This is a genomic window from Jezberella sp., assembly GCF_964834465.1.
Window position 1 is genome coordinate 1 of the sequence record NZ_CBAZRM010000007.1, and the last position, 26671, is coordinate 26671.

Here is a 26671-nt window from a genome sequence, read left to right on the forward strand (position 1 = left end):
AGATAAAGAAATGGTTCTGCCAGGCGATAACGTCTCGATGGTGGTCAAGTTGATCAACCCAATCGCCATGGAAGAAGGTCTGCGTTTCGCTATCCGCGAAGGTGGCCGTACCGTGGGTGCAGGCGTCGTTGCTAAAATTCTGAAGTAAATTGATAGAAACACATTGGCCAGCAAAGCGCTGGCCAATGGTGACATCAAGCAATGCACGTAAAAAGTTGTTCTTTATCGCTCTTTTGGAATCGTCATGAAAAATCAAAAAATCCGCATCCGTCTCAAAGCTTTTGATTACAAGTTAATTGACCAATCGGCTGCTGAAATCGTTGACACTGCAAAGCGTACGGGTGCTGTAGTTCGTGGCCCAGTGCCACTGCCGACACGCATTCGTCGTTACGACGTTCTGCGTTCGCCACACGTCAACAAGACGTCTCGTGACCAGTTTGAAATCCGCACCCATCAACGCCTGATGGATATTGTGGATCCGACAGATAAGACGGTTGATGCGTTAATGCGTCTCGACTTACCAGCAGGTGTCGATGTCGAAATTGCACTGCAATAAAATTTGTTGCTTATCACGCGTTTGAAAATAGCAAACGCTTGTCAACTAACAAATAACAGTGCTAGAATGCAAGGCTTCGCTGTAAAATCGTGCGCAAAATAGCACGATAACAGTGACAAAGCTTTAAAATCACAAAAGGACTGTTGACCCTATCAAGTTAGAGGCAACAAAAGTTCATGCAGTATATGAGCGCCCGGCGAAAGCTAGGGTTTTATCAGCCCCGACCAATCGAAGTCGGGAATTGGGGTCCAACCCCGGAGAAAAACGATGTCGAAATCGACAACCACGCCTGCCGCGCATCGGCTAGGGCTTGTGGGCCGCAAGGTCGGTATGACCCGTATTTTTACGGAGGATGGTGAATCCATCCCCGTAACAGTGCTGGATGTATCGAACAATCGTGTCACCCAAGTGAAGTCACTTGAGTCAGACGGCTACGCCTCTGTCCAAGTTGCTTACGGTACGCGCCGCGCCTCACGTGTAGCCAAACCGCAAACGGGCCACTACGCCAAAGCTGGTGTAGAGGCTGGCAGCATCTTAAAAGAATTCCGTCTCGATCCAGCTCGCGCTGCTGAATTCACGCCAGGTAGCGTGGTTTCAGTGGAAAGCGTCTTTGAGGCTGGCCAACAAGTCGACGTTACCGGTACCACAATCGGTAAGGGCTTCGCTGGCACGATCAAGCGCCACCACTTCAAATCGCAACGCGCGTCTCACGGTAACAGCCGTTCGCACCGCGTGCCTGGTTCGATTGGTCAAGCCCAAGATCCTGGTCGTATTTTCCCTGGTAAGCGTATGTCTGGTCACCTCGGTGATGACACGCGTACCGTTCAAAACCTCGATGTTGTCCGTGTTGACGCCGAGCGTGGTCTTCTGATGGTTAAGGGCGCTGTTCCTGGCTATGCAGGTGGCGACATCGTTGTGCGCCCGGCCATCAAGGCCCCCGCAAAGAAAGGAGCCTAAGTCATGGATATCAAGCTCCTGAATGACCAAGGTCAATCTTCATCGACGTTTGCAGCACCCGATACGATTTTCGGCCGTGACTTCAACGAAGCACTGGTTCACCAGATTGTTGTTGCCTTCCAAGCGAATGCGCGCTCTGGTAATCGTGCACAGAAAGATCGTGCTGAGGTTCATCACTCGACGAAAAAGCCTTTCCGTCAAAAAGGTACTGGGCGTGCTCGTGCCGGTATGACGTCTTCGCCTTTGTGGCGTGGGGGTGGTCGGATATTCCCGAACTCACCTGAAGAGAATTTCAGCCAAAAGGTGAACAAGAAGATGTATCGCGCGGGTATCCGTTCGATTCTTTCTCAGCTCGCCCGTGAAGACAGAATCTCAATTGTTGATTCGTTCACGCTTGAGTCACCAAAAACGAAGCTGGCAGCAGATAAGTTGAAAAGCATGGGTTTGGTTGACTCTGTGCTGATTATTACTGATTCGGTTGACGAAAATGTCTACCTTGCAACGCGCAATTTGCCGCATGTTGCTGTTGTCGAGCCGCGCTACGCCGACCCGTTGTCATTGATCCATTACAAGAGATTGTTGATCACCAAGACGGCGATCGCGCAACTCGAGGAGATGCTGGGATGAACAACGATCGTTTAATGCAAATCATTTTGGCCCCTATCGTGACTGAAAAAGCCACGATGGTCGCTGAAAAGAACAATCAAGTCGCCTTTCGCGTGATCGCTGATGCAACGAAGCCAGAAGTCAAAGCTGCTGTTGAACTGTTGTTCAAAGTAGAGGTTGACTCAGTGCAGGTGCTCAATCGCAAGGGCAAAGTCAAGCGCTTTGGTCGCTTCATGGGACGTCGTCGTCACGAGCGGAAAGCGTATGTTTCGCTCAAAGACGGCCAAGAAATTAACCTCGCGGAGGTGAACTAAATGGCTCTCTTAAAAGTTAAGCCAACTTCGCCTGGTCGGCGTGGGATGCTTAAGGTCGTTACTCCGACCTTGCACAAGGGTGCACCGTTTGCGCCTTTGCTTGAAAAACAAGTTCGCGGCTCAGGGCGTAACAACAACGGCCACATCACCGTACGTCATCGCGGCGGTGGTCATAAGCAGCATTACCGTATTGTGGATTTTCGTCGTAACAAAGACGGTATACCCGCAAAGGTAGAGCGCCTTGAATACGATCCGAACCGGACCGCGCACATTGCACTGTTGTGTTATGCGGACGGCGAGCGGCGTTACATCATTGCTCCCCGCGGCCTCGCGGTTGGCGCGACGTTGATCTCTGGGATAGAAGCGCCCATTCGTGCAGGTAACACCCTGCCAATCCGCAACATCCCAGTTGGTACAACGATTCACTGTATCGAGTTGATGCCTGGCAAGGGCGCTCAAATGGCGCGATCGGCGGGTGCTTCTGCGGTTCTGCTGGCTCGTGAGGGCACGTATGCTCAGGTGCGTCTGCGCTCTGGTGAGGTTCGTCGTGTTCATATTGAATGCCGTGCCACTATCGGTGAAGTAGGCAACGAAGAACACAGTCTGCGTCAGATCGGTAAAGCTGGTGCGGTTCGTTGGCGCGGTATTCGTCCGACGGTGCGTGGCGTTGCCATGAACCCGGTTGATCATCCGCACGGTGGTGGTGAAGGTCGTACCGGTGAGGGTGGCGTGCCAGTCAGCCCATGGGGTACCCCAGCTAAGGGTTATAAGACCCGCAGCAATAAGCGGACGAGCAATATGATCGTCCAGCGCCGCAAGCGTAAATAAGAGGGCGAATCATGTCACGTTCAGTCAAGAAAGGCCCATTCGTCGACGCACACTTGATCAAGAAGATCGAGGCTGCTGTCGCTGAAAAGGGTAAAAAGCCGATCAAAACTTGGTCGCGTCGGTCCACGATTCTTCCCGAATTTATTGGGTTGACCATCGCGGTGCATAATGGTCGTCAACACGTTCCCGTTTACGTTAACGAGAACATGGTAGGCCACAAACTCGGCGAATTCGCGCTGACCCGTACGTTCAAGGGTCACGCTGCCGACAAAAAGGCCAAGAGGTAAGAAATGGAAACCACTGCCATTATCCGTGGGGTGCATATTTCTGCGCAAAAGACACGAATCGTCGCTGATTTGATTCGTGGCAAATCTGTTGCTCAGGCTTTGAACATCCTTACCTTCACAAACAAGAAGGCTGCAGGCATTCTGAAGAAAGCTGTTGAATCAGCAATCGCAAATGCTGAGCACAATGACGGCGCCGATATCGACGAGCTTAAAGTCACCACGATTTACGTGGACAAAGCAGAGTCAATGAAGCGCTTTTCCGCTAGGGCCAAAGGCCGCGGTAACCAGATCGAAAAACAGACCTGCCACATTACTGTGAAGGTCGGAGCCTAAGGAGTCACGATGGGTCAGAAAATTCACCCGATTGGGTTCCGTCTTGCGGTCACACGTAATTGGGGCTCTAAATGGTACGCAGACGATAAAGATTTCGGTGGCATGCTTGTCTCCGACATCCGCGTTCGCGAATACCTGAAAAGAAAGCTTAAGGCGGCTTCAGTTGGACGTGTTGTTATCGAACGTCCTGCTAAGAACGCACGCATCACTGTTTATTCGGCACGCCCAGGCGTGGTGATTGGTAAGCGTGGTGAGGATATCGAAGGTCTGAAGGCAGACTTGCAACGTTTGATGGGCGTGCCAGTTCACGTCAACATCGAAGAAATTCGCAAGCCTGAAACAGATGCTCAGCTGATTGCTGATTCGATTTCGCAACAGCTCGAAAAACGTATCATGTTCCGCCGTGCAATGAAGCGTGCGATGCAAAATGCGATGCGTATGGGTGCTCAGGGTATCAAGATCATGAGTGCTGGTCGTTTGAACGGCATTGAGATCGCTCGCACTGAGTGGTATCGCGAAGGTCGGGTACCACTTCATACACTACGTGCCAATATTGACTACGGTACTTCTGAAGCCCATACCACTTACGGTGTGATCGGCATCAAAGTGTGGGTCTATAAAGGCGATATGCTTGCAAATGGCGAGTTGCCCGTCGAAACGGCCGCTCCTCGTGAAGAAGAGCGTCGTCCACGCCGTGCACCCCGTGGCGACAAGCCAGAAGGTGCCCGCGTTGCGCGCCCTGCCGGTCGTGTTCGTGCACCTCGCAAGACTGACGCCGCACCGGCGCCCGAAGGAGAATAAGCATGCTGCAACCAGCACGCAGGAAATATCGTAAAGAGCAAAAAGGCCGTAATACTGGCTTAGCAACTCGTGGTGCGAACGTTTCGTTCGGTGAATTTGGCTTGAAAGCAACCGGTCGTGGTCGTTTGACGGCTCGTCAAATTGAATCGGCACGTCGTGCAATTAACCGCCACATTAAGCGCGGCGGACGAATCTGGATTCGTATCTTCCCCGATAAGCCAATTTCGCAGAAACCTGCGGAAGTGCGTATGGGTAACGGTAAAGGTAATCCAGAATATTGGGTTGCAGAAATTCAACCCGGCAAGGTGCTGTACGAGCTGGATGGGGTAAGCGAAGAACTGGCGCGTGAGGCTTTCCGTCTCGCAGCGGCTAAGTTGCCGATTGCTACCACCGTCGTTTCGCGTCACATCGGTGCCTAAGGTTAAAAAGGAATCGAAATGAAAGCCAGCGAACTTCGTACAAAAACAGCCGTCGAGCTCGGTCAAGAACTCGAAAGCCTGCTGAAAGCTCAGTTTGGTCTGCGTATGCAGAAAGCGACTCAGCAGTTGACTAACCACAGCCAGATCCGTAACGTCCGTCGCGATATTGCTCGCGTTCGTACGCTATTGACTGAAAAGGCGGGAAATTAATATGACCCAAGCCCAAACAGCAACACCCGCTAAGCGTCAACGTACCTTAGTTGGTAAAGTCGTCAGCAACAAAATGGATAAAACCATTGTTGTGCTGGTCGAGCGCCGCGTTAAGCATCCTGTATTAGGTAAGATTGTGATGCGGTCTGCCAAGTACAAGGCGCACGACGAGACCAATCAGTACAACGAAGGCGATACCGTTGAGATTGCCGAGGGTCGCCCTATTTCGCGTTCTAAATCCTGGACTGCGACACGTTTGATCGAGGCTGCTCGCGTCATTTAATGACAAAGCGGTTGATATCATAAAAAAGCGACTGGCTTTTAAGCAGTCGCTTTTTTTTTGGCTACGTCATTTACACGTGAGTCACAAACTTGGTGACGAGATACGCATCGAATGTCTCTGCCCCACCCTCACTACCAATGCCGCTATCCTTAACACCACCGAATGGTGTTTCAGGTAAAGCGCTACCGAAGTGATTGATGTTGACCATGCCTGACTCTAGTGCATTGGACACCTTCGTCGCAGTTTGAAGCGAATTGGTAAACACGTAAGAGGACAAACCGAACGGTAAACTATTGGCTCTCGTCAATACTTCGTTAACGTCCGAAAATGACACGACAGGCGCAATCGGACCAAACGGCTCTTCGGTCATCAACATTGCATCATCTTTTAAACCAGTAATAACCGTGGGTGGAAAGAAAAACCCTTTACCCCCTAACGGGTCGCCACCAATGACCACTTCACCACCGCGTTGTCGGGCATCTTCAACAAAGCGACTAAGTGCTGGAATGCGACGCTCGTGTGCCAAGGGCCCCATCTGAACACCGGCCTCTAAACCATTGCCAACCTTAATGGATTTGAGTACATCGGTAAACTTTGCCAAGAACTTGTCATATACCGGCTTTTGAACGTAAAAGCGAGTTGGCGAGACACAAACTTGACCCGCGTTGCGAATCTTAAAGTTCGCCAGCATGGTCGCAGCACGATCGATGTCAGCGTCATCGAAGACCAGCACGGGAGAATGACCACCAAGCTCCATGGTGACCCGCTTCATGTGAGCACCCGCCAAACCAGCCAAAAGCTTACCAACCGGGACCGAGCCCGTGAACGATACCTTGCGTGAAATAGGTGACCGGATTAAATAATCAGAAACCTTCGCCGGCTCGCCCCACACGATGTTCAGCACACCAGGTGGTAGGCCCGCATCATGAAACATCTGTGCAATGGCCATGACCGCACTCGGCGCATCTTCAGGGCCCTTTAGAACCACCGTGCAGCCTGCCCCGATAGCAGCTGCAATCTTGCGGATGGCCTGGTTATACGGAAAATTCCAGGGAGTAAAGGCAACGCAGACCCCGATGGGCTCTTTCAGCACGAGTTGGCGCACATTTGCAGACCGAGGCAGGACGACACGCCCATAAATGCGGCGGCATTCTTCGGCGTGCCAATCACAGTGATCAGCACAGCCAACAACCTCACCAACGGCCTCCGCAAGTGGTTTGCCCTGATCGAGGGTCATATTGTGGCCAATCTCTTGTGCTCTATCGCGGGTTAGCTGTCCGACACGGCGCAAAATAGCTGAACGTTCCATCGGCGAAGAAACCTTCCATGTTTCAAAGGCCTTTTGTGCAGACTTTAGTGCGTGTTCGAGATCCGCTTCACTCGCGTGGGGCAGCTGCCCGAGTAATTCTTGGGTGGCCGGATTAATGACATCTTGCATTTTTCTGCCGTCACCGGAGATAAACTCTCCGTTGATGTACAGCGATAAGTTCTGGTACATGAGGATTCCTGTAGGCGAGTGATTGCACGTAAAAAAACCGTTGCTTAGTGTACAGGGAAACAAAACTCGCTATCTCAGGCGACCTGAGACATTATTTGATACCTGCCCACTGCCAAGGCGGCAATCCTTCAGGGCAATTTGATGTCCATATCCCACAGATATCAACTTAGTCGGGCAATTCGCTTGCATAATAAATATTTGCGGTATATACTGGTGGACTTTCCTGAATCGCTTGGCAAAATTGAAAAGCGAAACAGAAAAGTAAGTTAACAGATTTCAACCCAGGGCGCCGTGTGGCGTCTGACGGGACCAAAACTGGTGACTTGGGCGTGTTTGATAAGCAAGCACATTCATTTTACTAAGTTGGAACAGGAAAAATCATGATCCAAATGCAGACCACGCTAGACGTGGCCGATAACACCGGTGCACGCTCTGTGATGTGTATCAAGGTGCTCGGTGGTTCTAAGCGCCGTTATGCCTCTATCGGCGACGTTATCAAGGTAACCGTTAAAGACGCTGCTCCACGCGGGCGCGTTAAAAAAGGCGAAATCTATAACGCCGTTGTTGTTCGTACAGCTAAAGGCGTTCGTCGCAAAGACGGTTCGCTGATTAAGTTCGGCGGCAATGCGGCTGTATTGCTCAACGCCAAACTCGAGCCAATTGGCACTCGTATCTTCGGACCTGTCACGCGTGAGTTGCGTGGCGAGAAGTTCATGAAGATCGTGTCACTGGCCCCTGAAGTCCTGTAAGGAGCCATCATGGAAAAAATTCGTAAAGGTGATGAGGTTATCGTCTTGACAGGGCGCGATAAAAAGCGCCGTGGCACTGTGCTCTCTCGCGTTGATGCGGACCACGTGCTGGTCGAGGGTATCAATGTCGTCAAAAAGCATACGCGCCCAAATCCAATGCAAGGCGTGGCTGGTGGCATTATCGATAAGACAATGCCTATTCATATCTCGAACATTGGTTTGTTTAATCCTGCGACAGGCAAGGCCGATCGCGTAGGCATTAAAGAAGTCGACGGTCGTAAAGTTCGCATCTATCGATCCAGCGGCGATGTCGTTGGCGCGAAAGCGTAAGGGGCCAAATAAATGTCTCGTTTTCAAGAACTCTATCAAAACAAGATCGTTGGCCAGCTGACAGAGCAATTTGGTTACAAAAGCTCAATGCAAGTGCCACGCATCACTAAGATCACTTTGAATATGGGTGTGTCAGAAGCCGTTGCCGATAAGAAAGTTATCGACCACGCAGTCAATGACCTGACCAAAATTGCTGGTCAAAAGCCAGTGATTACCAAAACGAAGAAAGCGATTGCCGGCTTCAAAATCCGTGAAAACTATCCAATCGGTTGTATGGTGACATTGCGCGGTCAGCGTATGTACGAATTCCTCGATCGTCTCGTCTCTGTGGCATTGCCGCGTGTTCGTGACTTCCGTGGTATTTCGGGGCGTGCGTTTGATGGCCGTGGCAATTACAACGTCGGTGTCAAGGAACAAATCATTTTCCCTGAAATCGAATACGACAAAATTGACGCGCTGCGTGGGATGAACATCAGCATCACCACCTCCGCCAAGACCGACGAAGAAGCAAAGGCGCTATTGACAGCGTTTAGCTTCCCGTTCCGCAACTAAGGGGCGCAAACGTGGCAAAACTTTCAATGATCAATCGCGACATCAAGCGCACCAAAACGGTAGAGAAATTTGCCGCTAAGCGCGCTGCCCTCAAGGCAATTGTCGACGATCAGTCCAAGTCTGACGAAGAGCGTTATGACGCGCGTCTGAAATTACAAGCGTTGCCTCGCAACGCGAGTCCATCACGCCAGCGTAATCGCTGCGCAATCACGGGTCGTGCACGCGGTGTATTCCGCAAGTTCGGTCTTGGCCGTATGAAACTACGCGAATTGGCTATGAAGGGTGAAATCCCCGGCATGACCAAAGCTAGCTGGTAGGAGAATAATTATGAGCATGAGCGATCCAATCGCCGATATGCTGACACGCATTCGTAATGCGCAGCAGGTAGATAAGCCCGCAGTGACCATGCCCTCCTCTAAGCTCAAGGCGGCTATTGCTGCTGTGCTGGTGGATGAAGGTTACGTCGATAGCTTCAAAATCAAGGGTACCGAACAAAAACCGGAACTCGAAATTACGTTGAAATATTACGCCGGTCGCCCTGTGATCGAACGGATTGAACGTGTCTCGCGTCCTGGCTTGCGTATCTATAAAGGGCACGGCAGCATTCCTCAGGTCATGAATGGCTTGGGCGTTGCAATCGTGTCTACCTCCCGCGGCGTCATGACCGATCGCAAAGCTCGCGCCAATGGCGTCGGCGGCGAAGTGTTGTGCTACGTGGCCTAAGGAGAACCAAATGTCACGTATTGCTAAATATCCAGTCGAATTGCCCAAGGGTGTTGAGGCCAGCATTCAGGCAGACAACATTACTGTTAAAGGGCCTCTTGGTTCTTTGACTCAAGCATTAACCGGCGATGTCATCGTCAACGAAGATGGCGGCAAATTGTCGTTTATCGTTGCTAATGATTCTCGTCAAGCGAAAGCAATGTCAGGTACATTGCGTGCGCTGGTGGCCAATATGGTGACCGGTGTCAGCAAAGGGTTTGAGCGTAAGTTGACCCTGGTTGGTGTGGGTTATCGCGCAGCCATCCAAGGCGATGCGATTAAGCTTCAGCTTGGTTTTTCACACGATGTTGTCCATCCAATGCCTGCCGGCATCAAGGCAGAATGTCCGACCCAAACAGAAATTATTCTGAAAGGCTCGAACAAGCAAGTGGTTGGTCAAGTGGCGGCAGAGATTCGCGCGTATCGTCCACCAGAGCCCTACAAGGGCAAAGGTGTACGCTACTTCGACGAGCGTGTCATCATCAAAGAAACCAAAAAGAAATAATCGCGCAAACAAGGAAACATCATGGACAAGAAAATTTCCCGTTTGCGTCGTGCAATTCCGACACGCAAGAAAATTGCAGAGTTGCGAGTACATCGCCTCCAGGTTTTCCGTTCGAATTTGCACATTTACGCAAACATCATTTCGCCAGAAGGCGATCGCGTGCTGGTTTCGGCCTCAACCGTCGAAGCAGAAGTGCGTCAAGAGCTGGCTGGTCAGTCGGGTCGCGGTGGCAATGCCAACGCTGCTTCATTGGTGGGCAAGCGTGTGGCCGAGAAGGCAAAGGCAGCTGGCATTGAGCTGGTGGCGTTTGATCGTTCTGGTTTCCGTTACCACGGGCGTATTAAAGCCCTGGCCGATGCCGCGCGTGAAGCCGGTCTGAAGTTTTAAGCGAGGATTCGTCAAATGGCTACTAAAGCACAGGGTAAAAACGCTCAAGAAGAACGGGATGACGGCTTTCGCGAAAAGATGATTGCGGTTAACCGCGTCACTAAAGTCGTGAAGGGCGGTCGCACCATGAGTTTTGCGGCGCTGACCGTCGTCGGCGATGGCGACGGGCGAGTCGGTATGGGTAAAGGTAAGGCCCGTGAAGTACCTGTTGCAGTACAAAAAGCAATGGAACAGGCGCGTCGTGAATTGTTCAAAGTCACGCTCAAGAACGGTACGGTCCACCACACGGTTGTTGGCAAACATGGTGCAGCGACGGTTTTGATATCGCCCGCAGCAGAAGGTACTGGCGTGATCGCTGGCGGCCCGATGCGTGCAATTTTTGAAGTCATGGGCGTTCGCAACGTTGTGGCTAAGAGCCTTGGCTCGAGCAATCCGTACAACATGGTACGCGCAACTTTAAACGGTTTGCGTGCTTCACACACCCCATCAGAAGTTGCTGCCAAACGCGGCAAAACTGTTGAAGAGATCTTGGGTTAATCATGGCTCAGAAACAAATTAAAGTCACCCTGGTCAAATCGACCATCGGTACCAAGCAAGATCACAGAGCGACAGTTCGTGGTCTGGGCTTGCATAAAGTGAACAGCAGCAAAGTGCTGGTGGATACACCTGAAGTCCGCGGGATGATCAACAAGGTTGATTACCTCGTTAAGGTTTCAGAGGCCTGAAAGGAATAACCATGTCGATTACGCAACTCAATACGATCAAGCCTGCCGAAGGTTCTACTCACGCAAAACGGCGCGTGGGTCGTGGCATTGGCTCAGGCCTTGGTAAAACAGCGGGCCGAGGCCATAAAGGCCAGAAGTCACGCTCAGGTGGTTTCCACAAAGTTGGTTTCGAAGGCGGTCAAATGCCTTTGCAACGCCGTTTGCCAAAACGTGGCTTTGTGACGCTCGACGATCATTTGTACGCCCAAGTTCGTTTGTCGGATTTGCAGGCTTTACCTGTGGACGAGATTGACGTGCAAGTGTTAAAGCAAGCTAACGTCGTTGGCACACAAGTGAAGTTTGTGAAAGTGTTTAAGTCTGGTGAACTGTCACGCAAAGTTACCCTGAAGGGTATCAGTGCAACGGCTGGCGCGCGTGCTTCGATCGAAGCAGCGGGTGGCTCATTAGCTTAAGACGGATTAGATAATGGCAACAGCACAGACACCTAAGGCAACAGGACAGCGGTTCGGCGACTTGAAGCGCCGTCTCGTTTTCTTGGTGCTCGCTTTGGTCGTCTATCGCGCAGGGACTCATATCCCTGTTCCTGGGATCAACCCTGATGCACTGGCTGACTTGTTTCGCCAGAATCAAGGCGGCATCCTAGGTATGTTTAATATGTTTTCTGGCGGTGCGTTGTCAAGATTTTCAGTCTTTGCGCTTGGCATCATGCCCTATATTTCTGCATCCATCATTATGCAGCTGATGTCGGTGGTTTTACCTTCTCTCGAAGCGATCAAGAAAGAGGGTGAGGCTGGTCGACGCAAGATTACTCAGTACACCCGTTATGGAACCGTGTTGCTTGCGTTGGTGCAAGCGGTCGGTATTTCAATTGCTCTTGAGTCGCAGCCCAATTTGGTTATCGACCCTGGGATGTTCTTTCGCATCACGACAGTTGTTACCTTGGTGACTGGCACGATGTTCGTCATGTGGCTTGGAGAACAAATTACTGAACGTGGCTTGGGCAACGGGATATCGATTTTGATTTTCGCCGGGATTGTCGCAGGTCTACCGAACGCACTTGCTGGGTTGCTTGAGTTGGTTAGAACGAATGCAATGTCACCATTGTCAGCGCTCTTTATCATCGCCCTGATCGTGTTCGTGACTGGTTTTGTGGTGTTGGTAGAACGTGGTCAGCGTAAGATCACAGTCAATTATGCGAAGCGTCAGGTTGGCAACAAAATTTATGGTGGCCAGACGTCTCACTTGCCATTGAAATTGAATATGGCGGGTGTTATTCCACCAATTTTTGCATCGTCGATTATTTTGTTTCCAGCGACGATTACAAGCTGGTTCTCTAACAACGAGAACATGCGTTGGCTGAGTGATATTGCTGCCGCTTTGGCGCCTCGGCAACCGCTCTACATTACGCTTTATGCCACTGCAATCATTTTCTTCTGCTTTTTCTATACCGCGCTTGTATTCAATAGCAGAGAAACAGCGGATAACTTGAAAAAGAGCGGCGCTTTTGTGCCTGGCATTCGCCCTGGTGAGCAAACTGCAAAGTTCATTGACAAAATTTTGATGAGATTGACCTTAGCTGGCGCTATCTACATCACCTTAGTTTGTTTAGTACCCGAATTTTTAGTCATGCGTTGGAATGTACCCTTCAATTTTGGTGGCACTTCTTTGCTGATTATTGTTGTAGTAACGATGGACTTCATGGCACAGGTTCAGGCCTACATGATGTCTCACCAGTACGATTCATTGCTCAAGAAGGCGAACTTCAAGAGCCAGAATCTACCAATGAGATAAGCGAGAACAATGTCAAAGGACGACGTCATTCAGATGCAAGGAGAGATTCTAGAGAATCTCCCCAACGCAACGTTTCGTGTCAAGTTAGAAAACGGCCACGTGGTTTTGGGGCATATATCTGGCAAGATGCGTATGCATTACATCCGGATTTTGCCGGGCGACAAAGTCACAGTGGAGTTAACGCCCTATGACTTGACGCGCGCCAGAATTGTGTTCCGCTCGAAATAGCGGTCGGGTAACGGAAGGAAAACAGGAGTCAGAACCATGAAAGTAATGGCATCAGTTAAGCGGATCTGCCGCAACTGCAAGATTATTAAACGTCACGGTGTGGTGCGAGTGATTTGCACCGATCCGCGGCATAAACAGCGTCAGGGCTAATTTTGTTTAGCAACAGCGCAACGTATTACATCAAGGAACAGTCATGGCCCGTATAGCTGGCATCAACATTCCGCCGCATCAGCACGCTGAGATCGGCTTGACCGCCATTTTTGGTATCGGACGCACTCGCTCACGCAAAATTTGCGAAGCCGCTGGTGTGCCCTTTTCAAAAAAGGTCAAAGATCTTACCGACGCAGAGCTGGAGCGCATCCGTGAACACGTAGGTGTGTTTGCGGTTGAAGGCGACTTGCGTCGTGAAGTGCAGCTGTCGATCAAGCGATTGATCGATCTCGGGACATACCGCGGTATGCGCCATAAGCGCGGCCTGCCAGTCCGCGGCCAACGCACTCGCACCAACGCCCGCACCCGTAAGGGACCGCGTCGCGCTGCTGCAAGCCTGAAGAAATAAAAAGGATTAGAAGATGGCTAAAGCTTCTGCTAGTGGCGCTAATCGCGTCCGTAAAAAAGTTAAAAAGAATGTGTCGGACGGGATTGCTCACGTCCATGCATCCTTCAACAACACAATCATCACCATTACTGATCGCCAAGGCAATGCACTGTCCTGGGCAACGTCAGGTGGCGCTGGCTTCAAGGGTTCACGTAAGTCGACCCCGTTTGCAGCTCAGGTCGCTGCGGAAACTGCCGGTAAAGTGGCGATTGAATGTGGTATCAAAACATTAGAGGTTCGGATCAAGGGCCCTGGCCCAGGTCGTGAATCATCTGTTCGTGCGCTCAATGCGTTAGGTATCAAGATCTCGAGCATTGCCGATATCACGCCTATTCCGCATAATGGTTGCCGTCCGCCTAAGCGTCGTCGTATTTAAGGGGAAGCCAAATGGCCCGTTACACAGGTCCCAAATGCAAACTCTCGCGTCGCGAGGGTATTGATTTGTTTCTAAAGAGTGCACGTCGCACGCTCGACTCTAAGTGCAAACTGGATTCGAAACCAGGTCAGCATGGCCGCACTTCTGGTGCTCGTACGTCTGATTACGGTCTGCAATTGCGCGAAAAGCAAAAGCTCAAGCGTATGTACGGCGTGCTCGAAAAGCAGTTTCGTAAATATTTTGCTGAAGCTGAGCGCCGCAAGGGCAACACTGGTGAACAGTTGATTCAGTTGCTTGAGTCGCGTCTGGATAACGTTGTCTATCGCATGGGCTTTGGCTCGACACGGGCTGAGGCTCGCCAGTTGGTGACGCACCGCGCGATTGAACTCAACGGTCACACCGCTGATATCCCTTCGATGCTGATCAAGTCCGGTGATATCGTCGCCGTTCGTGAAAAATCGAAAGGGCAAGCGCGTATTCGCGAATCGATGGATTTGGCGAGTGGTAACGGCATCCCTCAATGGTGCGAGGTGGACTCGGCCAAATTGACTGGTACATTCAAACAAGCGCCTGACCGCGCCGACGTGGCTCGTGATATTAACGAGTCGATGGTCGTCGAATTGTATTCACGTTAATCGGTTGCTTTGCCGTTTGATTGTTAGAAGGGCGATCTGGTTGAAGCCGGATCGCCAAACTCATTTTAGTGTCAGCCTTATCGGTGTAACGAGCCGAGGGTATTGAAAAGGAAAAAAGCATGTCAACACAAGGTTTTCTGAAGCCACGTTCGATCGAAGTCGAACCAGTCGGTACTCACCATGCCAGAATCGTCATGGAGCCCTTTGAACGCGGCTACGGTCATACGCTGGGTAATGCGTTACGCCGCATCTTGTTGTCTTCAATGTCAGGCTACGCAGCCACTGAAGTACAGATCACCGGTGTGGTTCACGAGTACTCAACGATAGCGGGTGTTCGCGAAGACGTTGTTGATATTCTGCTGAATTTGAAGGGCGTTGTCTTCAAACTGCACACCCGCGATGACGTGACGCTGGTGTTGCGCAAGCAAGGCGCGGGCGTTGTGCTGGCCTCAGATATCGAACTGCCACACGACGTAGAGATTATCAATCCTAATCAAGTCATTGCGACGTTGACAGAGTCCGGCAAGCTTGAGATGCAAATCAAGGTTGAAAAGAACCGCGGCTATGTACCCGGCAATGTGCGTGCGCTGATCGACGATCGTGCCCACACCATTGGCCGTATTGTGCTTGACGCATCGTTCAGTCCAGTTCGTCGTGTCAGTTATTCAGTCGAAAGCGCACGCGTTGAGCAGCGCACCGACCTGGACAAATTGATTCTTGATGTCGAAACGAACGGCGTGATTTCCCCTGAAGAGGCAGTGCGTCAATCTGCCCGTATCCTGATGGATCAGATTTCTGTGTTTGCTGCGCTTGAAGGCGCGGGTGACTCCTACGAGATCCCATCGCGCGGCGCGCCTCAGGTGGATCCAGTCCTGTTGCGTCCAGTGGATGATCTCGAGTTGACAGTGCGTTCCGCCAACTGTTTGAAGGCCGAAAATATTTATTACATTGGTGATTTGATTCAGCGTTCAGAAAATGAATTGTTGAAGACACCAAATCTGGGTCGTAAGTCACTCAATGAAATCAAAGAAGTGTTGGCTGCCCGTGGTTTGACCTTGGGTATGAAGCTCGAAAACTGGCCACCCATGGGTCTCGAGCGGCCGTAATTTAGTGCTAGTACCAACCGGACCGCAGTTTACTGATAGAAGATCCGGCAAAAATTCCGGGTGGCTTGCCACCCTTCACGATTCAAGATTTAAAGGAAGTCATCATGCGTCACGGTAATGGATTACGTAAACTAAATCGCACCAGCAGCCATCGTCTTGCGATGTTTCGCAATATGGCTGTTGCGCTGCTTACTCACGAAGCAATCAAGACCACGTTGCCAAAAGCAAAAGAGTTGCGTCGTATTGTTGAGCCTCTGATCACGCTCGGCAAGGCTCCCACTTTGGCCAACAAGCGCTTGGCCTTCGCACGGTTGCGCGACCGCGACGTGGTGGTTAAGTTATTCGCTGAAATTGGTCCACGTTATGCGGCCAGAAATGGTGGGTACACACGTGTGCTGAAGATGGGTTTCCGTCAGGGCGATAACGCCCCGATGGCATTTATGGAGCTGGTCGATCGCCCAGAAATTGGCGAAGTTGTTGACAACGCTGCTGAGTAACTGCTCACTTACCAGCAGGTTATTAAGCCATCACCAAAAAAGGCCCTGCTGAATATCCAGTAGGGCCTTTTTCTTTCAGGATCTCGGTACATCATGATCCGCATCACTGAATTGCGACTACCGATTGACCATGCGCCAGAGGCGCTTGAACTTGCCCTGCTCGCTCGCCTAAAAATCAAAAAACATCAATTGTTGGGTTTTGATATTTTTAAGCGCAGCTACGACGCCCGCAAGAATACAAAGCTGACCCTGACATATACCTTGGATGCGCGCGTTGAAACTGACGTCGAAACAGCGACACTCGCCCATTTTGTCGACGATATTCATATTAAACCCAGCCCCGACACCACTTATCACTTTGTGGCTCAAGCACCCACACGTGTAACAGCAACGCCCTCTGACACCCCACATTCGACAGCAAGGTCAAACAGGGCGAGGCCTGTTGTTGTGGGCTTCGGACCATGCGGCATATTTGCCGCACTATTGCTGGCCCAGATGGGGTTTAAGCCTATCGTGCTTGAGCGCGGTAAGCCTGTTCGAGAGCGCACTCAAGATACTTGGGGATTGTGGCGCAAGAATGTGCTGAATCCAGAGTCCAACGTCCAATTTGGTGAAGGTGGTGCTGGCACGTTTTCTGATGGCAAGCTATACAGCCAAATCAAAGACCCAAAGTTTTATGGTCGTAAAGTTATTCAAGAATTTATCAAAGCAGGTGCACCAGAAGAAATCCTATATGTTGCAAAGCCGCATATTGGTACTTTCAGACTCGTGGGTATCGTTGAGAAAATGAGAGCAGAGATCATTTCTCTGGGCGGAGAGATACGTTTTTCTCAAAAAGTGGTTAACGTGGTCGTTAAGGATCGCAAGATTCAAGCGGTTGAACTAGAGAGTGGTGAAACGATCGAGGCAACCCATGTGGTCATGGCGCTCGGCCATAGTGCAAGGGATACCTTCGAAATATTGCATACCGCCGGTATCTACATGGAGGCCAAGCCATTTTCAGTCGGCTTTCGCATCGAGCACCCCCAATCCATGATCGACAGCGCAAGACTAGGCCCGCATGCAGGCAACAAAATCATCGGCGCGGCAGATTACAAACTGGTACATCATGCGAGCAATGGGCGAGCGGTTTACAGCTTTTGCATGTGCCCAGGCGGCACCGTGGTGGCAGCTACGTCTGAGCCCAATCGTGTGGTCACCAATGGGATGAGTCAATACTCACGAAATGAAAGAAACGCTAACGCCGGCATTGTCGTCAGCGTGTCTCCAGAGGATTATCCAGGTGGGCCCTTGGCTGGAATCGCGTTTCAACGCCAGATAGAGTCGAAAGCCTTTGAGTTGGGCGGTTCGACCTACGAAGCGCCAGGCCAACTGGTAGGTGACTTTCTGGCTGGTCGCGCTTCAACTCAATGGGGTAGCGTTACGCCGTCCTATAAACCAGGGGTGCATTTAACTGACTTGTCAGACTGTCTCCCAGGCTACGCGATTCAGGCGTTGCGTGAAGCTATCCCCGCGTTTGAAAAACAAATCAAAGGTTTCTCTATGCATGATGCCGTGTTGACCGGGGTTGAGACAAGAACCTCTGCGCCCCTGCGAATAACACGTGGGGCCAACTATCAAAGTGTCAACACACAGGGACTTTACCCTGCTGGAGAAGGCGCAGGCTACGCAGGCGGTATCCTGTCAGCAGGGGTGGACGGCATCAAAGTGGCTGAGGCCGTCGCCCTCGATATTCTTGCTAATGCTTCGTCGCAGTAACGCTCATCACGGCATCGGGAAGTGCAGTGACAATCTGAGGCACAAAACACAACACCACGACGGACAGCAGCATAATAATCACAAACGGCACAATTCCCCAAATAATGTCACGCAAGGGAATATCCGGTGCGATATTTTTGATCACAAAGATATTCAAACCCACAGGTGGGTGAATCAAACCAGTCTCCATGACGATGGTCATCACAACACCAAACCAGACCAGATCAAAACCTGCCGCCCTCAAGGGTGGGAGGATGATGGGCGCCGTCATCAAAATGATGGAGACGGGCGGTAAGAAGAAGCCCAGCACGATCACCAACAACAGCACGGCGGCAAGCAGCACCCACCGAGAGGGGTTCAATGCGACGATCCACTCAGCAGCAGACTGGCTCAGGTGAAGGTCGCTCATCACGTTTGAAAACAGCAAAGACATGCCGATAATAAACATCAACATCGTTGACTCTTTAATCGTCGCCTCAAACATCGGCTTCAAATCGCGAACCCGCCACAGACGATAAATAACGCCGATCAGCACAAACGCAAGCACCGCACCCAACCCGGCGGTTTCGGACGGGGTAGCAAGACCACCATACAACGCCACCATGACCCCGGTAAGCAACAGCAAAAACGGCAACACCCGAGGTAGATATGACAGTTTTTGCTCACGCGAATAAGACTCTGATAACAAAATAGCGGGCACTGGTGCATCTGCGCCAGCTGACCGCACCTCAGTCTGAGCCTTTCGATATTGCTGTCTGAACTGCCAAACGGTGTAGATAGAAAACAGCGCCACCAGCATCACGCCGGGGCCAATACCTGCAAGGAACAATCGTCCGAGAGATTGCTCAGCAGCAACTGCATACAAAATCATGGTGATAGACGGGGGTAATAAGATCCCGAGAGTGCCGCCTGCCGCGATGATGCCAGCCGCAAAACCGGGTGAGTAGCCCCGTTTACGCATCTCTGGAATACCAGCGCTGCCAATGGCTGAGCAAGTGGCTGGGCTAGACCCCGCCATTGCAGCGAACAAAGCACACGCCAAAACGTTAGCCACCCCCAACCCACCTGGCACTTTGCCTAGCCACGCGTGGAGTGCTCCGTAAAGATCTTGTCCGGCCCGAGAGCGGCCAATCGCTGCCCCTTTCAAGATGAACAGCGGTATGGAAAGTAAGGTGATGCTGGCCATCTCTTCGTACACGTTTTGCGTCACGATATCCAGTGATGCTGCTGGCATGAAACATGTCATGAAAATCAATGCAACCGTACCCAACGCAAAAGCGATCGGAATGCCTGAGAACATCACGATGAGGGTCACCGCGACGAACAGAAAACCCATCAATAATATCGACATCATCAGTGCCCCTTAGCAACGGTTGGGGTCGCACCGAAAAGATGACCGAGCGTTTGCAACAATAATTGAACACACAGCAAGGACATCCCACCGGCCATCAAACCATATGGAATCGAGAGCGGAGGCCCCCACGTGGATGACGTCACCTGACCATCGACCCAGGCTTCGTGCCAAAGTGTCCAAGACTTCCAGGCAAAGAAACTACAGAAAACAGCGCTCACCAAATCAATCATAAAGAGCCTGAGCTTCTCTAAGGCACGTGGTAAGAGGTCTGCGAGCGCAGAGATGCCAATATGATTACGTCGCTCCTGCACGAAGGCAGCGCTCAGAAAAGTCACCCCGACAAGGCAGAATACTGCCGCCTCATCTTGCCAATCCGTCGTTGCGTTAAACAGTGAGCGTGAAACAACGGAATAGCTGAGGATCAGCGCAGCAGCAGCAAGCCCACAAGAACCCAGCAGCACCATCAAGCGATTAATGTACGAGACTAACCCTTGTACAAAGGAGAGGATGTTCATCAGAAATAATCAAATCAGCTGTTGGGCGGCCTTCATCAGGGCCGCGCAGGTGTCATTGCGGTCGCTGAAGTCCTTCCAGGCCGTGCGTGTTGCAATTTCGCGCCATTTCGAAATGGTTGCCTCATCGAGTGAATACACCTTGGCACCCGCTTTTTGGTAGATTTGTCCCGCCACGACGTCGTCCTTTTTCGCCTCAACTGAACCAAACAATTCCATCTCGGTTCCGACGGCCATCAACAAATCGCGCTGCTCTTTAGGCAACGCATCAAAAATCTTTTTCGACATGATCAAAGGTTCGAGCATGAACCAGTAAGACTTATCTTGCGCGCCAGTGTAATTTTTTGCGAGCTCTTCAAGCTTGAACGAGATAAAGCTTGTCGATGAAGTAAAGGCAGCGTCCATCGCGCCCGTTTGCATGGCTGCATAGATCTCACTGGAGGGCAAAGAAATGACAGATGCACCGGCATCCTTGAGCATCATGTCGAACTCTTTACTACCACCTCGCACCTTTAACCCTTTAGCATCATCGGGGCTCACCAAGGCTTTCCCACGACTCGCCACGCCACCTGCTTGCCAAATCCAACTCAAGATCACGATCCCTTTGTCAGCCAGCAATTTGCTGAACATCGCACCGACATCGGCCGTCTTCCATTTAGCGGCCTGTTCATAACTAGTGACAAGCGCAGGCATTAAACCGATATTGGTTTCAGTCACTTCACCACCCGCGTAGGGAATAGGAAACAGAGACAGATCGAGAGCGCCCTTTCGCATGGCACTGAACTGCGAGTTGACCTTCATCAACGAAGAACCTGGGTAAATCTGAAATTTGATCTCGCCATTTGAACGGCTTTCTACCGCTTGCGCAAAACGTCTGACAAGGCGGTCACGAAAATCACCTTCGTCGATGGTGCCACCGGGAAACTGGTGAGATATTTTTAGATTGGTACCTGCCGCTTGCGCTAAAGCGAGCCTGTCGCCAACGAAAGGCAACGCCGCTGCGCCCAGTAAAAGTTGACGACGAACGCGATCAATAGATTGCAGATGTTTCATATTGTTATTGCCCTTTTTATTCGTAGCGAACGGTGTTCTTGAGGTTAAACAAGCCTGCTAACGAGGCGCGATGAAATAATTTCGCCATGAGTGAATTTCTCATGGTTCTCTTCGACAGTGGCCAGATCGTAAAGATAATTCACCATCAACCCAGCCGATTGCCGTAATCCCTTTTTGGATAAGTCTGCCGCCCAATTAATACGGTTTAACTTTGCCCCATTGCTCAGGTGGAACTTCGCCACCGGATTACCGTGCTTTTCTTGAGTCACAAACATTAAATAAATTGAACAAAGGGATTCGAGCGCCTCTCGCTCGATCGCAGTAGCGGTTTCGGGGGCCCAACCGTTTGACAACCTTTCAGGCCATGATTGCTTTCTCAGGTTCAGCGTCTCTAGCGATTTATCAATTTTCTGAGGGATGGCCAGTTTTGAGGAAGTCTCACCAATCTTGGCACCGCCAATGACCCAGTCCATGAAACCCGGAATGGGCGATAACGTGACAAAGGTCCGTAACGAATCAAACTCAGCCTTGAGATGTTCGGCGACGCGTTTAATCAAAAAATTGCCCATCGACACACCGCGAAGGCCTGGTTCGCAGTTACTGATCGAATAGAAAACCGCGACGCGGGGATTGTTCGCTGAGGAAATCGCTGATTTTTTATCCACCAATGGCCCAATGGCTGCAGGGATTTCTTGCACTAACGCAACCTCAACAAAGATGAGTGGCGTGTCAGGGATCTGTGGGTGAAAAAATGCAAAACACCGACGATCGGGTTTTAGGCGGCGTTGCAAATCATCCCACCCGTCAATTTCATGGACGGCTTCGTGCTGAATGATTTTTTCTAAAATCAGTGCTGGTGAGCGCCAGTCAACCTGGTGCATTTTGAGAAAGCCCGGGTTAAACCACGACTGCAACAAATGGCGCAGGTCATAATCAACGGCCGCCAGCTCAGGCGACTTACTTAACAACTTCAACAGGTCACGGCGCATACCCAAGAGACCCACCGTGCCGCCGGGGCTACGGTTGATGCGACGCAGTAGCTCTTGACGCGGTGGCTCAGCAACCTTGGTCAAGGCGATGAGGCTTTTAGCAGATGGTTTGGCAGCATACTGTTGTGCGGCCTCTGTGACCGCAGTCGGATCGGGATTGAATTGACTGGCAATATTCGCCAAGAAGACTGCTTTTTGATCATCGGCCAGATTTTTATAACAGGTGAGTAACTCATTGGCCATACTTGCGCTATTGGATTCGCCACGCTCTGACAATAACTTCGTTGCAGCTGTTACTGCCCTCGATAAAGAGCGAGCTTGCGCAATTTTTTGCAAAATGGTCATGCAATTGCCTTTTCAAAGCATCTGGAAGTCAGCAGAAGATTCTACGCTTTGATGACAGTGTGATCTCGATGAAACATCTCAAACTAGGGTATCCCCTTAGAGATTGCTAGCTGCTACCGATACAATACGTGTCTGCGGTTTTGTTTTTTTGCAAATCTCTAAGTAAATCCTTGACCCGGTGGATAGTGATGGTGACAGAACCGATGAGTGCGGATGTTTTGCTGGTTTTGACCACGGCACCAGACTTATTGTTGGCTAAGCGAATTGCTCACGTGCTGATCGAAGAGGGGCTAGCAGCCTGTATCAACTTGGGCGCAACAGTTTTGTCGGTTTATCCCTGGGAGGGCGAGGTTCAAGCCGCCAACGAGATCCCCCTGACCATTAAAACAACACGATTGCAGTGTGAGAGACTGATCAAGAGAATCGCCGAACTTCACCCTTATGACATTCCAGAGGCCATTGTCATCCCAGTCATTGGCGGTTACACCCCTTATCTTGAATGGGTCGCTGACGCTACAAAATCCCCGATTGACCCCAAGGCTGACATTTAATGCGTATCGCTCAGATAACTCGATCAATATCACCATGGCTGTTGGCGATCATGATGTTTGTTTCATCCGCATGGGCTATCGTGCGAGCCGCTGAAGCGGATTTTCTTGAGCCAGAAAAAGCGTTCGTCGTAACCGCTACCATAGAATCACCACAGACCGTCAGACTTAACTTTGCCATCGCAAAAAACTATTACATGTATCGCTCGCGGTTTAGCTTTGCGATTGAGCCTGACAGCGTGCAGCAATCGGTTCAGTTAGGCGAGCCCAACTTCCCAGCCGGCAAAATCAAACATGACCCCACGTTTAACCAGGACATGGAGTTGTATTTCAACGAATTGCCCATTCGCTTGCCAATCGCCGCCTGGCCTAAAGGTACAACGCCCGTCCCGTTCACACTAAAAGTAACGGGACAAGGCTGTGCGACAGCCGGGCTTTGCTATCCGCCGATGGACTTTTTGATCAAACTAACGGCCGCACCAGACTTAACTACCTATGTTGTGTTGGATCACCTCGACAATGCCGCTGCAAATAATTGGTTCAACACAAATTGGGGTGACTTGTTATTTGGTGCTGATGACATCAGTTTAGCCAGCTTGCTAGCTTCCAGCGGTTTGTTTGAAATCGCACTGCTGTTTTTTGTGATGGGTGTTTTGCTTTCCTTGACGCCTTGCGTCTTACCCATGGTGCCGATTCTCTCTGCGGTGATACTGGGTGATACTCGGCACCAGAGGGCCAGCCGAGGACGAGGTTTGCTGCTTTCCTTGGCTTATGTCACGGGCATGTCTGTGATTTATACCCTGCTGGGGGTCGCTGCTGGTTTAAGTGGGGCGGGCTTGGCGGGATGGTTGCAAACGCCTTGGGTTCTGACGTTATTTGCGTTGCTTCTCGTTGGCTTGTCGCTGGCGATGTTTGACGTGTTCCAGTTTCAGATGCCTTCCAGTGTTCAAACAAAATTAACCGAGCATCAGTCATCTCTGCGCGGAGGGCGCCTGATGGCGGCGTTCGTCATGGGTGCGCTGTCAGCGCTGGTGGTTGGCCCCTGTGTGGCGGCTCCCCTGGCCGGTGCGTTGCTCTACATCTCGAAGACAGGCGATGTTGTGCTGGGCGGGGCTGCTTTATTCGCCATGGCTTGGGGGATGGGGGTGCCGCTATTAGCGATGGGTGCCTCTGCTGGAAAGCTGATGCCGAAGGCCGGTGCCTGGATGGATGGTGTCAAACAGTTTTTTGGGGTGCTGTTGTTGGCGACCGCCTGGTGGATGATCACACCACTATTGCCAATTGCTTTGCAGATCATCGGTTGCGCTGCCCTGGCCCTTTTCGCAGCGGTCTTATTGCGAACGTTTGATGCGTTGCCCCTGACCCCTGTCAGCCATCATCGAAAGTATTTCACGAAAGTGTTGAGCAAAACCCTAGGCCTGCTGTTGGCCGCAGTGAGCTTGATCTGGCTAATTGGCGTGGCGAGTGGCGGGCGGTCCTTGCTTTCCCCACTCGCGCATTTGGCCGCAAAACCAGTATCGACCTTGGAAGTATCACGACCCAGCGCAGTTAACGAGGTGAATATCCCCAGCTCAGCCAAGCAAAGTCTGTTGGGTGATGGCCAAGCAACGAGCACCGCTAGACTAACCAGTGCAAACAGTACACCAGTAAAATTTCGACGAATCAAGTCTGTCAAAGAGCTTGACGTGCTGTTGGCGCAATCACAGACACCTGTCATGCTGGATTTTTATGCCGACTGGTGTGTCTCTTGCAAAGAGATGGAGGCGCTGACGTTCGTTGATCCGACGGTATCGCAAAAGCTCGAGCAGATGCTTTTGTTACAAGCAGATGTGACGGCCAATGATGTTCAAGATAGAGAGTTACTCAAGCGATTCAGTCTTTTCGGACCACCGGGCATCATGTTTTTTTCGAAAGGCGGCCAACAGAGGCAAGACATTCGGGTCATCGGATTTCAAGATGCTGCGCGCTTTAGTAACACACTGGACCGCTTGCTGAAATAATTCAGTTGGCCGGGCGAATCGATAAGGTATCCATCAGAGGTTGATTATGTCCATGACTCACACGTTAGAACAACTCAATGCGGCTGACCAGGATGAATTTGTCTCAAGCCTAAACGGGCTTTATGCCGGTCAAGACTGGCTCATAAAAGAGGTCTATAGCGCCAGGCCTTTTAAAACGTTGACAGGGCTCAAGCGCGCATTCACCGTTGCGTTACGTCAGAGTCGTCGTGAGCAGCAAGTTGCCCTGATTCAGCTTCACTCAGTCGTCCAACGCCAGGCGTTTAGCGAATTGTCTGGCCCCAACGTTGACGTCGAACGCATTGGGCACCTTTGCAAGAAGTACCGAGACGGGTTTGGGTTTGAGTTCGTCCTTGCGCAGTGCGGGCCAAGAGGTAAGGGTCTAACGGTACAGCAGCTGATCGCAACACTTGAGCGTCGTCTCAATCACCCTGCCGATGTTGAGTTTGATGAAGCGTTGCGAAACATCCATCGTATCAACGAGATCAAGCTCGATGAAATATTCAACCAAGAGCCAACACTGGGTAACTTGGTCTGGGATTGGGCTGAGGCATTAGCCGGTCATAGCGATCCAGGCTACGCCGAGCGCGGCGAATTAACGGTCACGTATTTGACCGACGCACACCGAGCGGTCGCCAAGTGTATCGAAAACTGGATGAAACAGGATTGCGGTTTTGATGAAGTAAAAACCGATGCGGTAGGAAACGTCGTCGGGGTTTATCACGGTACGACAACTACCTCCCAGCGGTTAATGACGGGAAGCCATTACGATACAGTACGCAACGCTGGTAAGTATGATGGGCGACTGGGCATTCTCGTGCCCATGGTTTGCGTACAAGCCCTCGCACGCGCAGGTCGCCGGTTACCTTTCGGCATCGAGGTCGTGGCATTTTCAGAGGAGGAAGGCCAGCGCTATAAGGCCGTCTTTTTGGGCTCAGGTGCTTTGACTGGTGATTTTAATCCTGCTTGGTTAGAACAAGTTGACACGGCAGGGGTCACCATGAAAGAGGCCATGGAGCATGCTGGTTTGTCAACGGCGGATATCCCCAGTCTGAAGCGTGACGCATCCCACTACCTTGGCTTTGTCGAAGTACACATTGAGCAAGGGCCCGTACTCAATGATTTGGATTTGCCATTGGGTGTCGTCACCTCGATTAACGGAAGCGTCCGCTTTCTGGGTGAAATCATCGGTATGGCGAGTCACGCAGGGACGACACCGATGGATCGCCGGCGCGATGCTGCGGCTGCCGTCGCTGAGTTGCTTCTTTTTGCAGAGCAACGAGCGAGTACAGTGCCAGATCTGGTGGCAACCGTTGGCATGCTCTGCGTCCCCAATGGCTCGATCAACGTGGTGCCAGGTCGGTGCCAATTCAGTCTGGATATCCGCGCGACCACTGATGAAGTCCGGGACGCTTGTATTGTTGATGTGCTTGGCGCTTTATCGTCGATTTGCGCTCGACGAGGGGTGTCCTATCAGCTGGAAGAGGCGATGAGAGTTTCTGCCGCGCCCAGCTCACCGACCTGGCAGTCTCGATGGGAACGAGCCGTCGCATCCACGGGTGTGCCCGTCTTTACGATGCCCAGCGGTGCGGGTCACGACGCGATGAAAATGCACGCCATCATGCCGCAGGCCATGCTGTTCGTGCGCGGTGAAAATGCGGGGATTAGTCACAATCCGCTTGAATCAACGACCAACCATGACATGGATCTCTGTGTTGTGGCCTTTCAATCACTGTTAGATGAGCTGAGCGTCTAATTGCC

39 protein-coding genes are annotated in these 26671 nt (G+C 51.3%); 34 read left to right on the top strand and 5 right to left on the bottom strand.

All coding sequences use genetic code 11. The features are described from left to right. The 12 genes from AC1W8Y_RS06555 to rpsQ all read left to right on the top strand — a co-directional run. On the top strand, window positions 1–148 hold a 148-nt coding region (locus tag AC1W8Y_RS06555; RefSeq protein WP_482013833.1), incomplete at its 5' end, for an EF-Tu C-terminal domain-related protein. Window positions 149–244: 96 nt separating this feature from the next. Continuing rightward, a complete protein-coding gene (gene rpsJ / locus AC1W8Y_RS06560) occupies window positions 245–556 on the top strand; it encodes a 30S ribosomal protein S10 (RefSeq protein WP_003806903.1) in 312 nt (103 codons plus the stop codon). A 267-nt stretch (window positions 557–823) separates the two neighbouring features. Then, window positions 824–1513, top strand: a complete 690-nt coding sequence (gene rplC, locus AC1W8Y_RS06565; RefSeq protein ID WP_482013677.1) for a 50S ribosomal protein L3 — start codon at window positions 824–826, stop codon at window positions 1511–1513. 3 nt (window positions 1514–1516) lie between these two features. Continuing rightward, entirely contained in the window at window positions 1517–2140 is a 624-nt protein-coding gene (gene rplD, locus AC1W8Y_RS06570; RefSeq protein WP_482013678.1) for a 50S ribosomal protein L4, read from the top strand. Further along, complete coding sequence (rplW, locus tag AC1W8Y_RS06575) at window positions 2137–2433, top strand: 50S ribosomal protein L23 (RefSeq protein WP_482013679.1); 297 nt, start codon at window positions 2137–2139, stop codon at window positions 2431–2433. The genes rplD and rplW overlap by 4 nt, the downstream gene beginning before the upstream one ends. Beyond that, window positions 2434–3261, top strand: a complete 828-nt coding sequence (rplB, locus tag AC1W8Y_RS06580; protein WP_106227213.1) for a 50S ribosomal protein L2 — start codon at window positions 2434–2436, stop codon at window positions 3259–3261. It begins immediately after the preceding gene. 11 nt (window positions 3262–3272) lie between these two features. Beyond that, window positions 3273–3548, top strand: a complete 276-nt coding sequence (gene rpsS, locus AC1W8Y_RS06585) for a 30S ribosomal protein S19 (RefSeq protein ID WP_482013680.1) — start codon at window positions 3273–3275, stop codon at window positions 3546–3548. Window positions 3549–3551: 3 nt separating this feature from the next. After that, entirely contained in the window at window positions 3552–3881 is a 330-nt protein-coding gene (gene rplV, locus AC1W8Y_RS06590) for a 50S ribosomal protein L22 (protein ID WP_106227215.1), read from the top strand. Window positions 3882–3890: 9 nt separating this feature from the next. Further along, entirely contained in the window at window positions 3891–4682 is a 792-nt protein-coding gene (gene rpsC / locus AC1W8Y_RS06595; protein ID WP_482013681.1) for a 30S ribosomal protein S3, read from the top strand. A gap of 2 nt (window positions 4683–4684) precedes the next feature. Beyond that, window positions 4685–5101 (top strand): 50S ribosomal protein L16, encoded by a 417-nt coding sequence (gene rplP, locus AC1W8Y_RS06600; protein WP_482013682.1) that lies wholly within the window; start codon window positions 4685–4687, stop codon window positions 5099–5101. A gap of 18 nt (window positions 5102–5119) precedes the next feature. Continuing rightward, window positions 5120–5311 (top strand): 50S ribosomal protein L29, encoded by a 192-nt coding sequence (rpmC, locus tag AC1W8Y_RS06605; RefSeq protein ID WP_482013683.1) that lies wholly within the window; start codon window positions 5120–5122, stop codon window positions 5309–5311. 1 nt (window position 5312) lies between these two features. Continuing rightward, window positions 5313–5594 carry a 30S ribosomal protein S17 gene (gene rpsQ / locus AC1W8Y_RS06610; RefSeq protein WP_482013684.1) on the top strand — a complete coding sequence of 94 codons (282 nt, stop codon included), beginning with the start codon at window positions 5313–5315 and terminating at the stop codon, window positions 5592–5594. 70 nt (window positions 5595–5664) lie between these two features. On the opposite strand, the gene AC1W8Y_RS06615 is transcribed toward rpsQ, so the two are convergent. Further along, complete coding sequence (locus AC1W8Y_RS06615) at window positions 5665–7092, bottom strand: NAD-dependent succinate-semialdehyde dehydrogenase (protein ID WP_482013685.1); 1428 nt, start codon at window positions 7090–7092, stop codon at window positions 5665–5667. Window positions 7093–7472: 380 nt separating this feature from the next. Here AC1W8Y_RS06615 and rplN point away from each other — a divergent pair, with 380 nt between their 5' ends. The 19 genes from rplN to AC1W8Y_RS06710 all read left to right on the top strand — a co-directional run bounded on the left by rplN (window position 7473) and on the right by AC1W8Y_RS06710 (window position 18091). Then, on the top strand, window positions 7473–7841 hold the full coding sequence (gene rplN / locus AC1W8Y_RS06620) for a 50S ribosomal protein L14 (protein WP_106227221.1): 369 nt from the start codon (window positions 7473–7475) through the stop codon (window positions 7839–7841). Window positions 7842–7850: 9 nt separating this feature from the next. Continuing rightward, window positions 7851–8171: a 50S ribosomal protein L24 gene (gene rplX, locus AC1W8Y_RS06625; protein WP_482013686.1), complete on the top strand. Its 321-nt coding sequence runs from the start codon at window positions 7851–7853 to the stop codon at window positions 8169–8171. A gap of 12 nt (window positions 8172–8183) precedes the next feature. Then, window positions 8184–8723: a 50S ribosomal protein L5 gene (gene rplE, locus AC1W8Y_RS06630; protein WP_482013687.1), complete on the top strand. Its 540-nt coding sequence runs from the start codon at window positions 8184–8186 to the stop codon at window positions 8721–8723. A gap of 11 nt (window positions 8724–8734) precedes the next feature. Then, the gene (rpsN, locus tag AC1W8Y_RS06635) at window positions 8735–9040 is read left to right on the top strand and encodes a 30S ribosomal protein S14 (RefSeq protein ID WP_482013688.1); all 306 of its coding nucleotides are present in this window, start codon (window positions 8735–8737) and stop codon (window positions 9038–9040) included. Between the two features lie 10 nt (window positions 9041–9050). Further along, a complete protein-coding gene (gene rpsH, locus AC1W8Y_RS06640; RefSeq protein WP_482013689.1) occupies window positions 9051–9446 on the top strand; it encodes a 30S ribosomal protein S8 in 396 nt (131 codons plus the stop codon). Between the two features lie 10 nt (window positions 9447–9456). Further along, complete coding sequence (gene rplF / locus AC1W8Y_RS06645) at window positions 9457–9990, top strand: 50S ribosomal protein L6 (RefSeq protein WP_482013690.1); 534 nt, start codon at window positions 9457–9459, stop codon at window positions 9988–9990. Between the two features lie 21 nt (window positions 9991–10011). After that, entirely contained in the window at window positions 10012–10377 is a 366-nt protein-coding gene (gene rplR / locus AC1W8Y_RS06650) for a 50S ribosomal protein L18 (RefSeq protein WP_482013691.1), read from the top strand. 15 nt (window positions 10378–10392) lie between these two features. Further along, window positions 10393–10914: a 30S ribosomal protein S5 gene (gene rpsE, locus AC1W8Y_RS06655; RefSeq protein WP_482013692.1), complete on the top strand. Its 522-nt coding sequence runs from the start codon at window positions 10393–10395 to the stop codon at window positions 10912–10914. Window positions 10915–10916: 2 nt separating this feature from the next. Beyond that, a complete protein-coding gene (gene rpmD, locus AC1W8Y_RS06660; RefSeq protein ID WP_482013693.1) occupies window positions 10917–11102 on the top strand; it encodes a 50S ribosomal protein L30 in 186 nt (61 codons plus the stop codon). 11 nt (window positions 11103–11113) lie between these two features. Beyond that, the gene (gene rplO, locus AC1W8Y_RS06665) at window positions 11114–11554 is read left to right on the top strand and encodes a 50S ribosomal protein L15 (protein WP_482013694.1); all 441 of its coding nucleotides are present in this window, start codon (window positions 11114–11116) and stop codon (window positions 11552–11554) included. A 13-nt stretch (window positions 11555–11567) separates the two neighbouring features. Then, the gene (secY, locus tag AC1W8Y_RS06670) at window positions 11568–12893 is read left to right on the top strand and encodes a preprotein translocase subunit SecY (RefSeq protein WP_482013695.1); all 1326 of its coding nucleotides are present in this window, start codon (window positions 11568–11570) and stop codon (window positions 12891–12893) included. 9 nt (window positions 12894–12902) lie between these two features. Further along, complete coding sequence (infA, locus tag AC1W8Y_RS06675; protein ID WP_028816445.1) at window positions 12903–13121, top strand: translation initiation factor IF-1; 219 nt, start codon at window positions 12903–12905, stop codon at window positions 13119–13121. A 36-nt stretch (window positions 13122–13157) separates the two neighbouring features. Then, a complete protein-coding gene (gene rpmJ / locus AC1W8Y_RS06680) occupies window positions 13158–13271 on the top strand; it encodes a 50S ribosomal protein L36 (protein WP_003805360.1) in 114 nt (37 codons plus the stop codon). A 43-nt stretch (window positions 13272–13314) separates the two neighbouring features. Beyond that, window positions 13315–13680 (top strand): 30S ribosomal protein S13, encoded by a 366-nt coding sequence (gene rpsM, locus AC1W8Y_RS06685; protein ID WP_106227232.1) that lies wholly within the window; start codon window positions 13315–13317, stop codon window positions 13678–13680. 13 nt (window positions 13681–13693) lie between these two features. Continuing rightward, window positions 13694–14095: a 30S ribosomal protein S11 gene (gene rpsK, locus AC1W8Y_RS06690; protein ID WP_482013696.1), complete on the top strand. Its 402-nt coding sequence runs from the start codon at window positions 13694–13696 to the stop codon at window positions 14093–14095. Between the two features lie 11 nt (window positions 14096–14106). Then, the gene (gene rpsD, locus AC1W8Y_RS06695; protein ID WP_482013697.1) at window positions 14107–14730 is read left to right on the top strand and encodes a 30S ribosomal protein S4; all 624 of its coding nucleotides are present in this window, start codon (window positions 14107–14109) and stop codon (window positions 14728–14730) included. Window positions 14731–14849: 119 nt separating this feature from the next. Next, window positions 14850–15836, top strand: coding sequence for a DNA-directed RNA polymerase subunit alpha (locus AC1W8Y_RS06700; protein ID WP_482013698.1), 987 nt, complete (start codon window positions 14850–14852; stop codon window positions 15834–15836). Between the two features lie 104 nt (window positions 15837–15940). Beyond that, a complete protein-coding gene (gene rplQ / locus AC1W8Y_RS06705; RefSeq protein WP_482013699.1) occupies window positions 15941–16333 on the top strand; it encodes a 50S ribosomal protein L17 in 393 nt (130 codons plus the stop codon). A gap of 93 nt (window positions 16334–16426) precedes the next feature. Continuing rightward, window positions 16427–18091, top strand: coding sequence for an NAD(P)/FAD-dependent oxidoreductase (locus tag AC1W8Y_RS06710; RefSeq protein WP_482013700.1), 1665 nt, complete (start codon window positions 16427–16429; stop codon window positions 18089–18091). On the opposite strand, the gene AC1W8Y_RS06715 is transcribed toward AC1W8Y_RS06710, so the two are convergent. From AC1W8Y_RS06715 to AC1W8Y_RS06730, 4 genes are read right to left on the bottom strand one after another with little or no spacing between them, the layout of a single operon-like run. Continuing rightward, window positions 18072–19442: a TRAP transporter large permease gene (locus AC1W8Y_RS06715; RefSeq protein WP_482013834.1), complete on the bottom strand. Its 1371-nt coding sequence runs from the start codon at window positions 19440–19442 to the stop codon at window positions 18072–18074. The two genes, AC1W8Y_RS06710 and AC1W8Y_RS06715, sit on opposite strands and share 20 nt — an antisense overlap. A 2-nt stretch (window positions 19443–19444) precedes the next feature. Further along, the gene (locus AC1W8Y_RS06720; protein ID WP_482013701.1) at window positions 19445–19960 is read right to left on the bottom strand and encodes a TRAP transporter small permease; all 516 of its coding nucleotides are present in this window, start codon (window positions 19958–19960) and stop codon (window positions 19445–19447) included. Window positions 19961–19969: 9 nt separating this feature from the next. Continuing rightward, window positions 19970–21010, bottom strand: coding sequence for a TRAP transporter substrate-binding protein DctP (gene dctP, locus AC1W8Y_RS06725; protein WP_482013702.1), 1041 nt, complete (start codon window positions 21008–21010; stop codon window positions 19970–19972). 44 nt (window positions 21011–21054) lie between these two features. After that, entirely contained in the window at window positions 21055–22344 is a 1290-nt protein-coding gene (locus tag AC1W8Y_RS06730) for a malonyl-CoA decarboxylase (protein WP_482013703.1), read from the bottom strand. 188 nt (window positions 22345–22532) lie between these two features. Between AC1W8Y_RS06730 and cutA the strand changes: the two genes are divergently transcribed. Genes cutA through AC1W8Y_RS06745 form a run of 3 tightly spaced genes read left to right on the top strand, consistent with a single transcriptional unit; the run spans window position 22533 to window position 26666 of the window. Continuing rightward, entirely contained in the window at window positions 22533–22895 is a 363-nt protein-coding gene (gene cutA, locus AC1W8Y_RS06735) for a divalent-cation tolerance protein CutA (protein WP_482013704.1), read from the top strand. Beyond that, window positions 22895–24892 carry a protein-disulfide reductase DsbD gene (gene dsbD / locus AC1W8Y_RS06740; RefSeq protein WP_482013705.1) on the top strand — a complete coding sequence of 666 codons (1998 nt, stop codon included), beginning with the start codon at window positions 22895–22897 and terminating at the stop codon, window positions 24890–24892. Before cutA ends, dsbD begins: the two co-directional genes overlap by 1 nt. Window positions 24893–24944: 52 nt before the next feature. Then, window positions 24945–26666, top strand: a complete 1722-nt coding sequence (locus AC1W8Y_RS06745) for a hydantoinase/carbamoylase family amidase (RefSeq protein ID WP_482013706.1) — start codon at window positions 24945–24947, stop codon at window positions 26664–26666. Window positions 26667–26671: the final 5 nt, after the last annotated feature.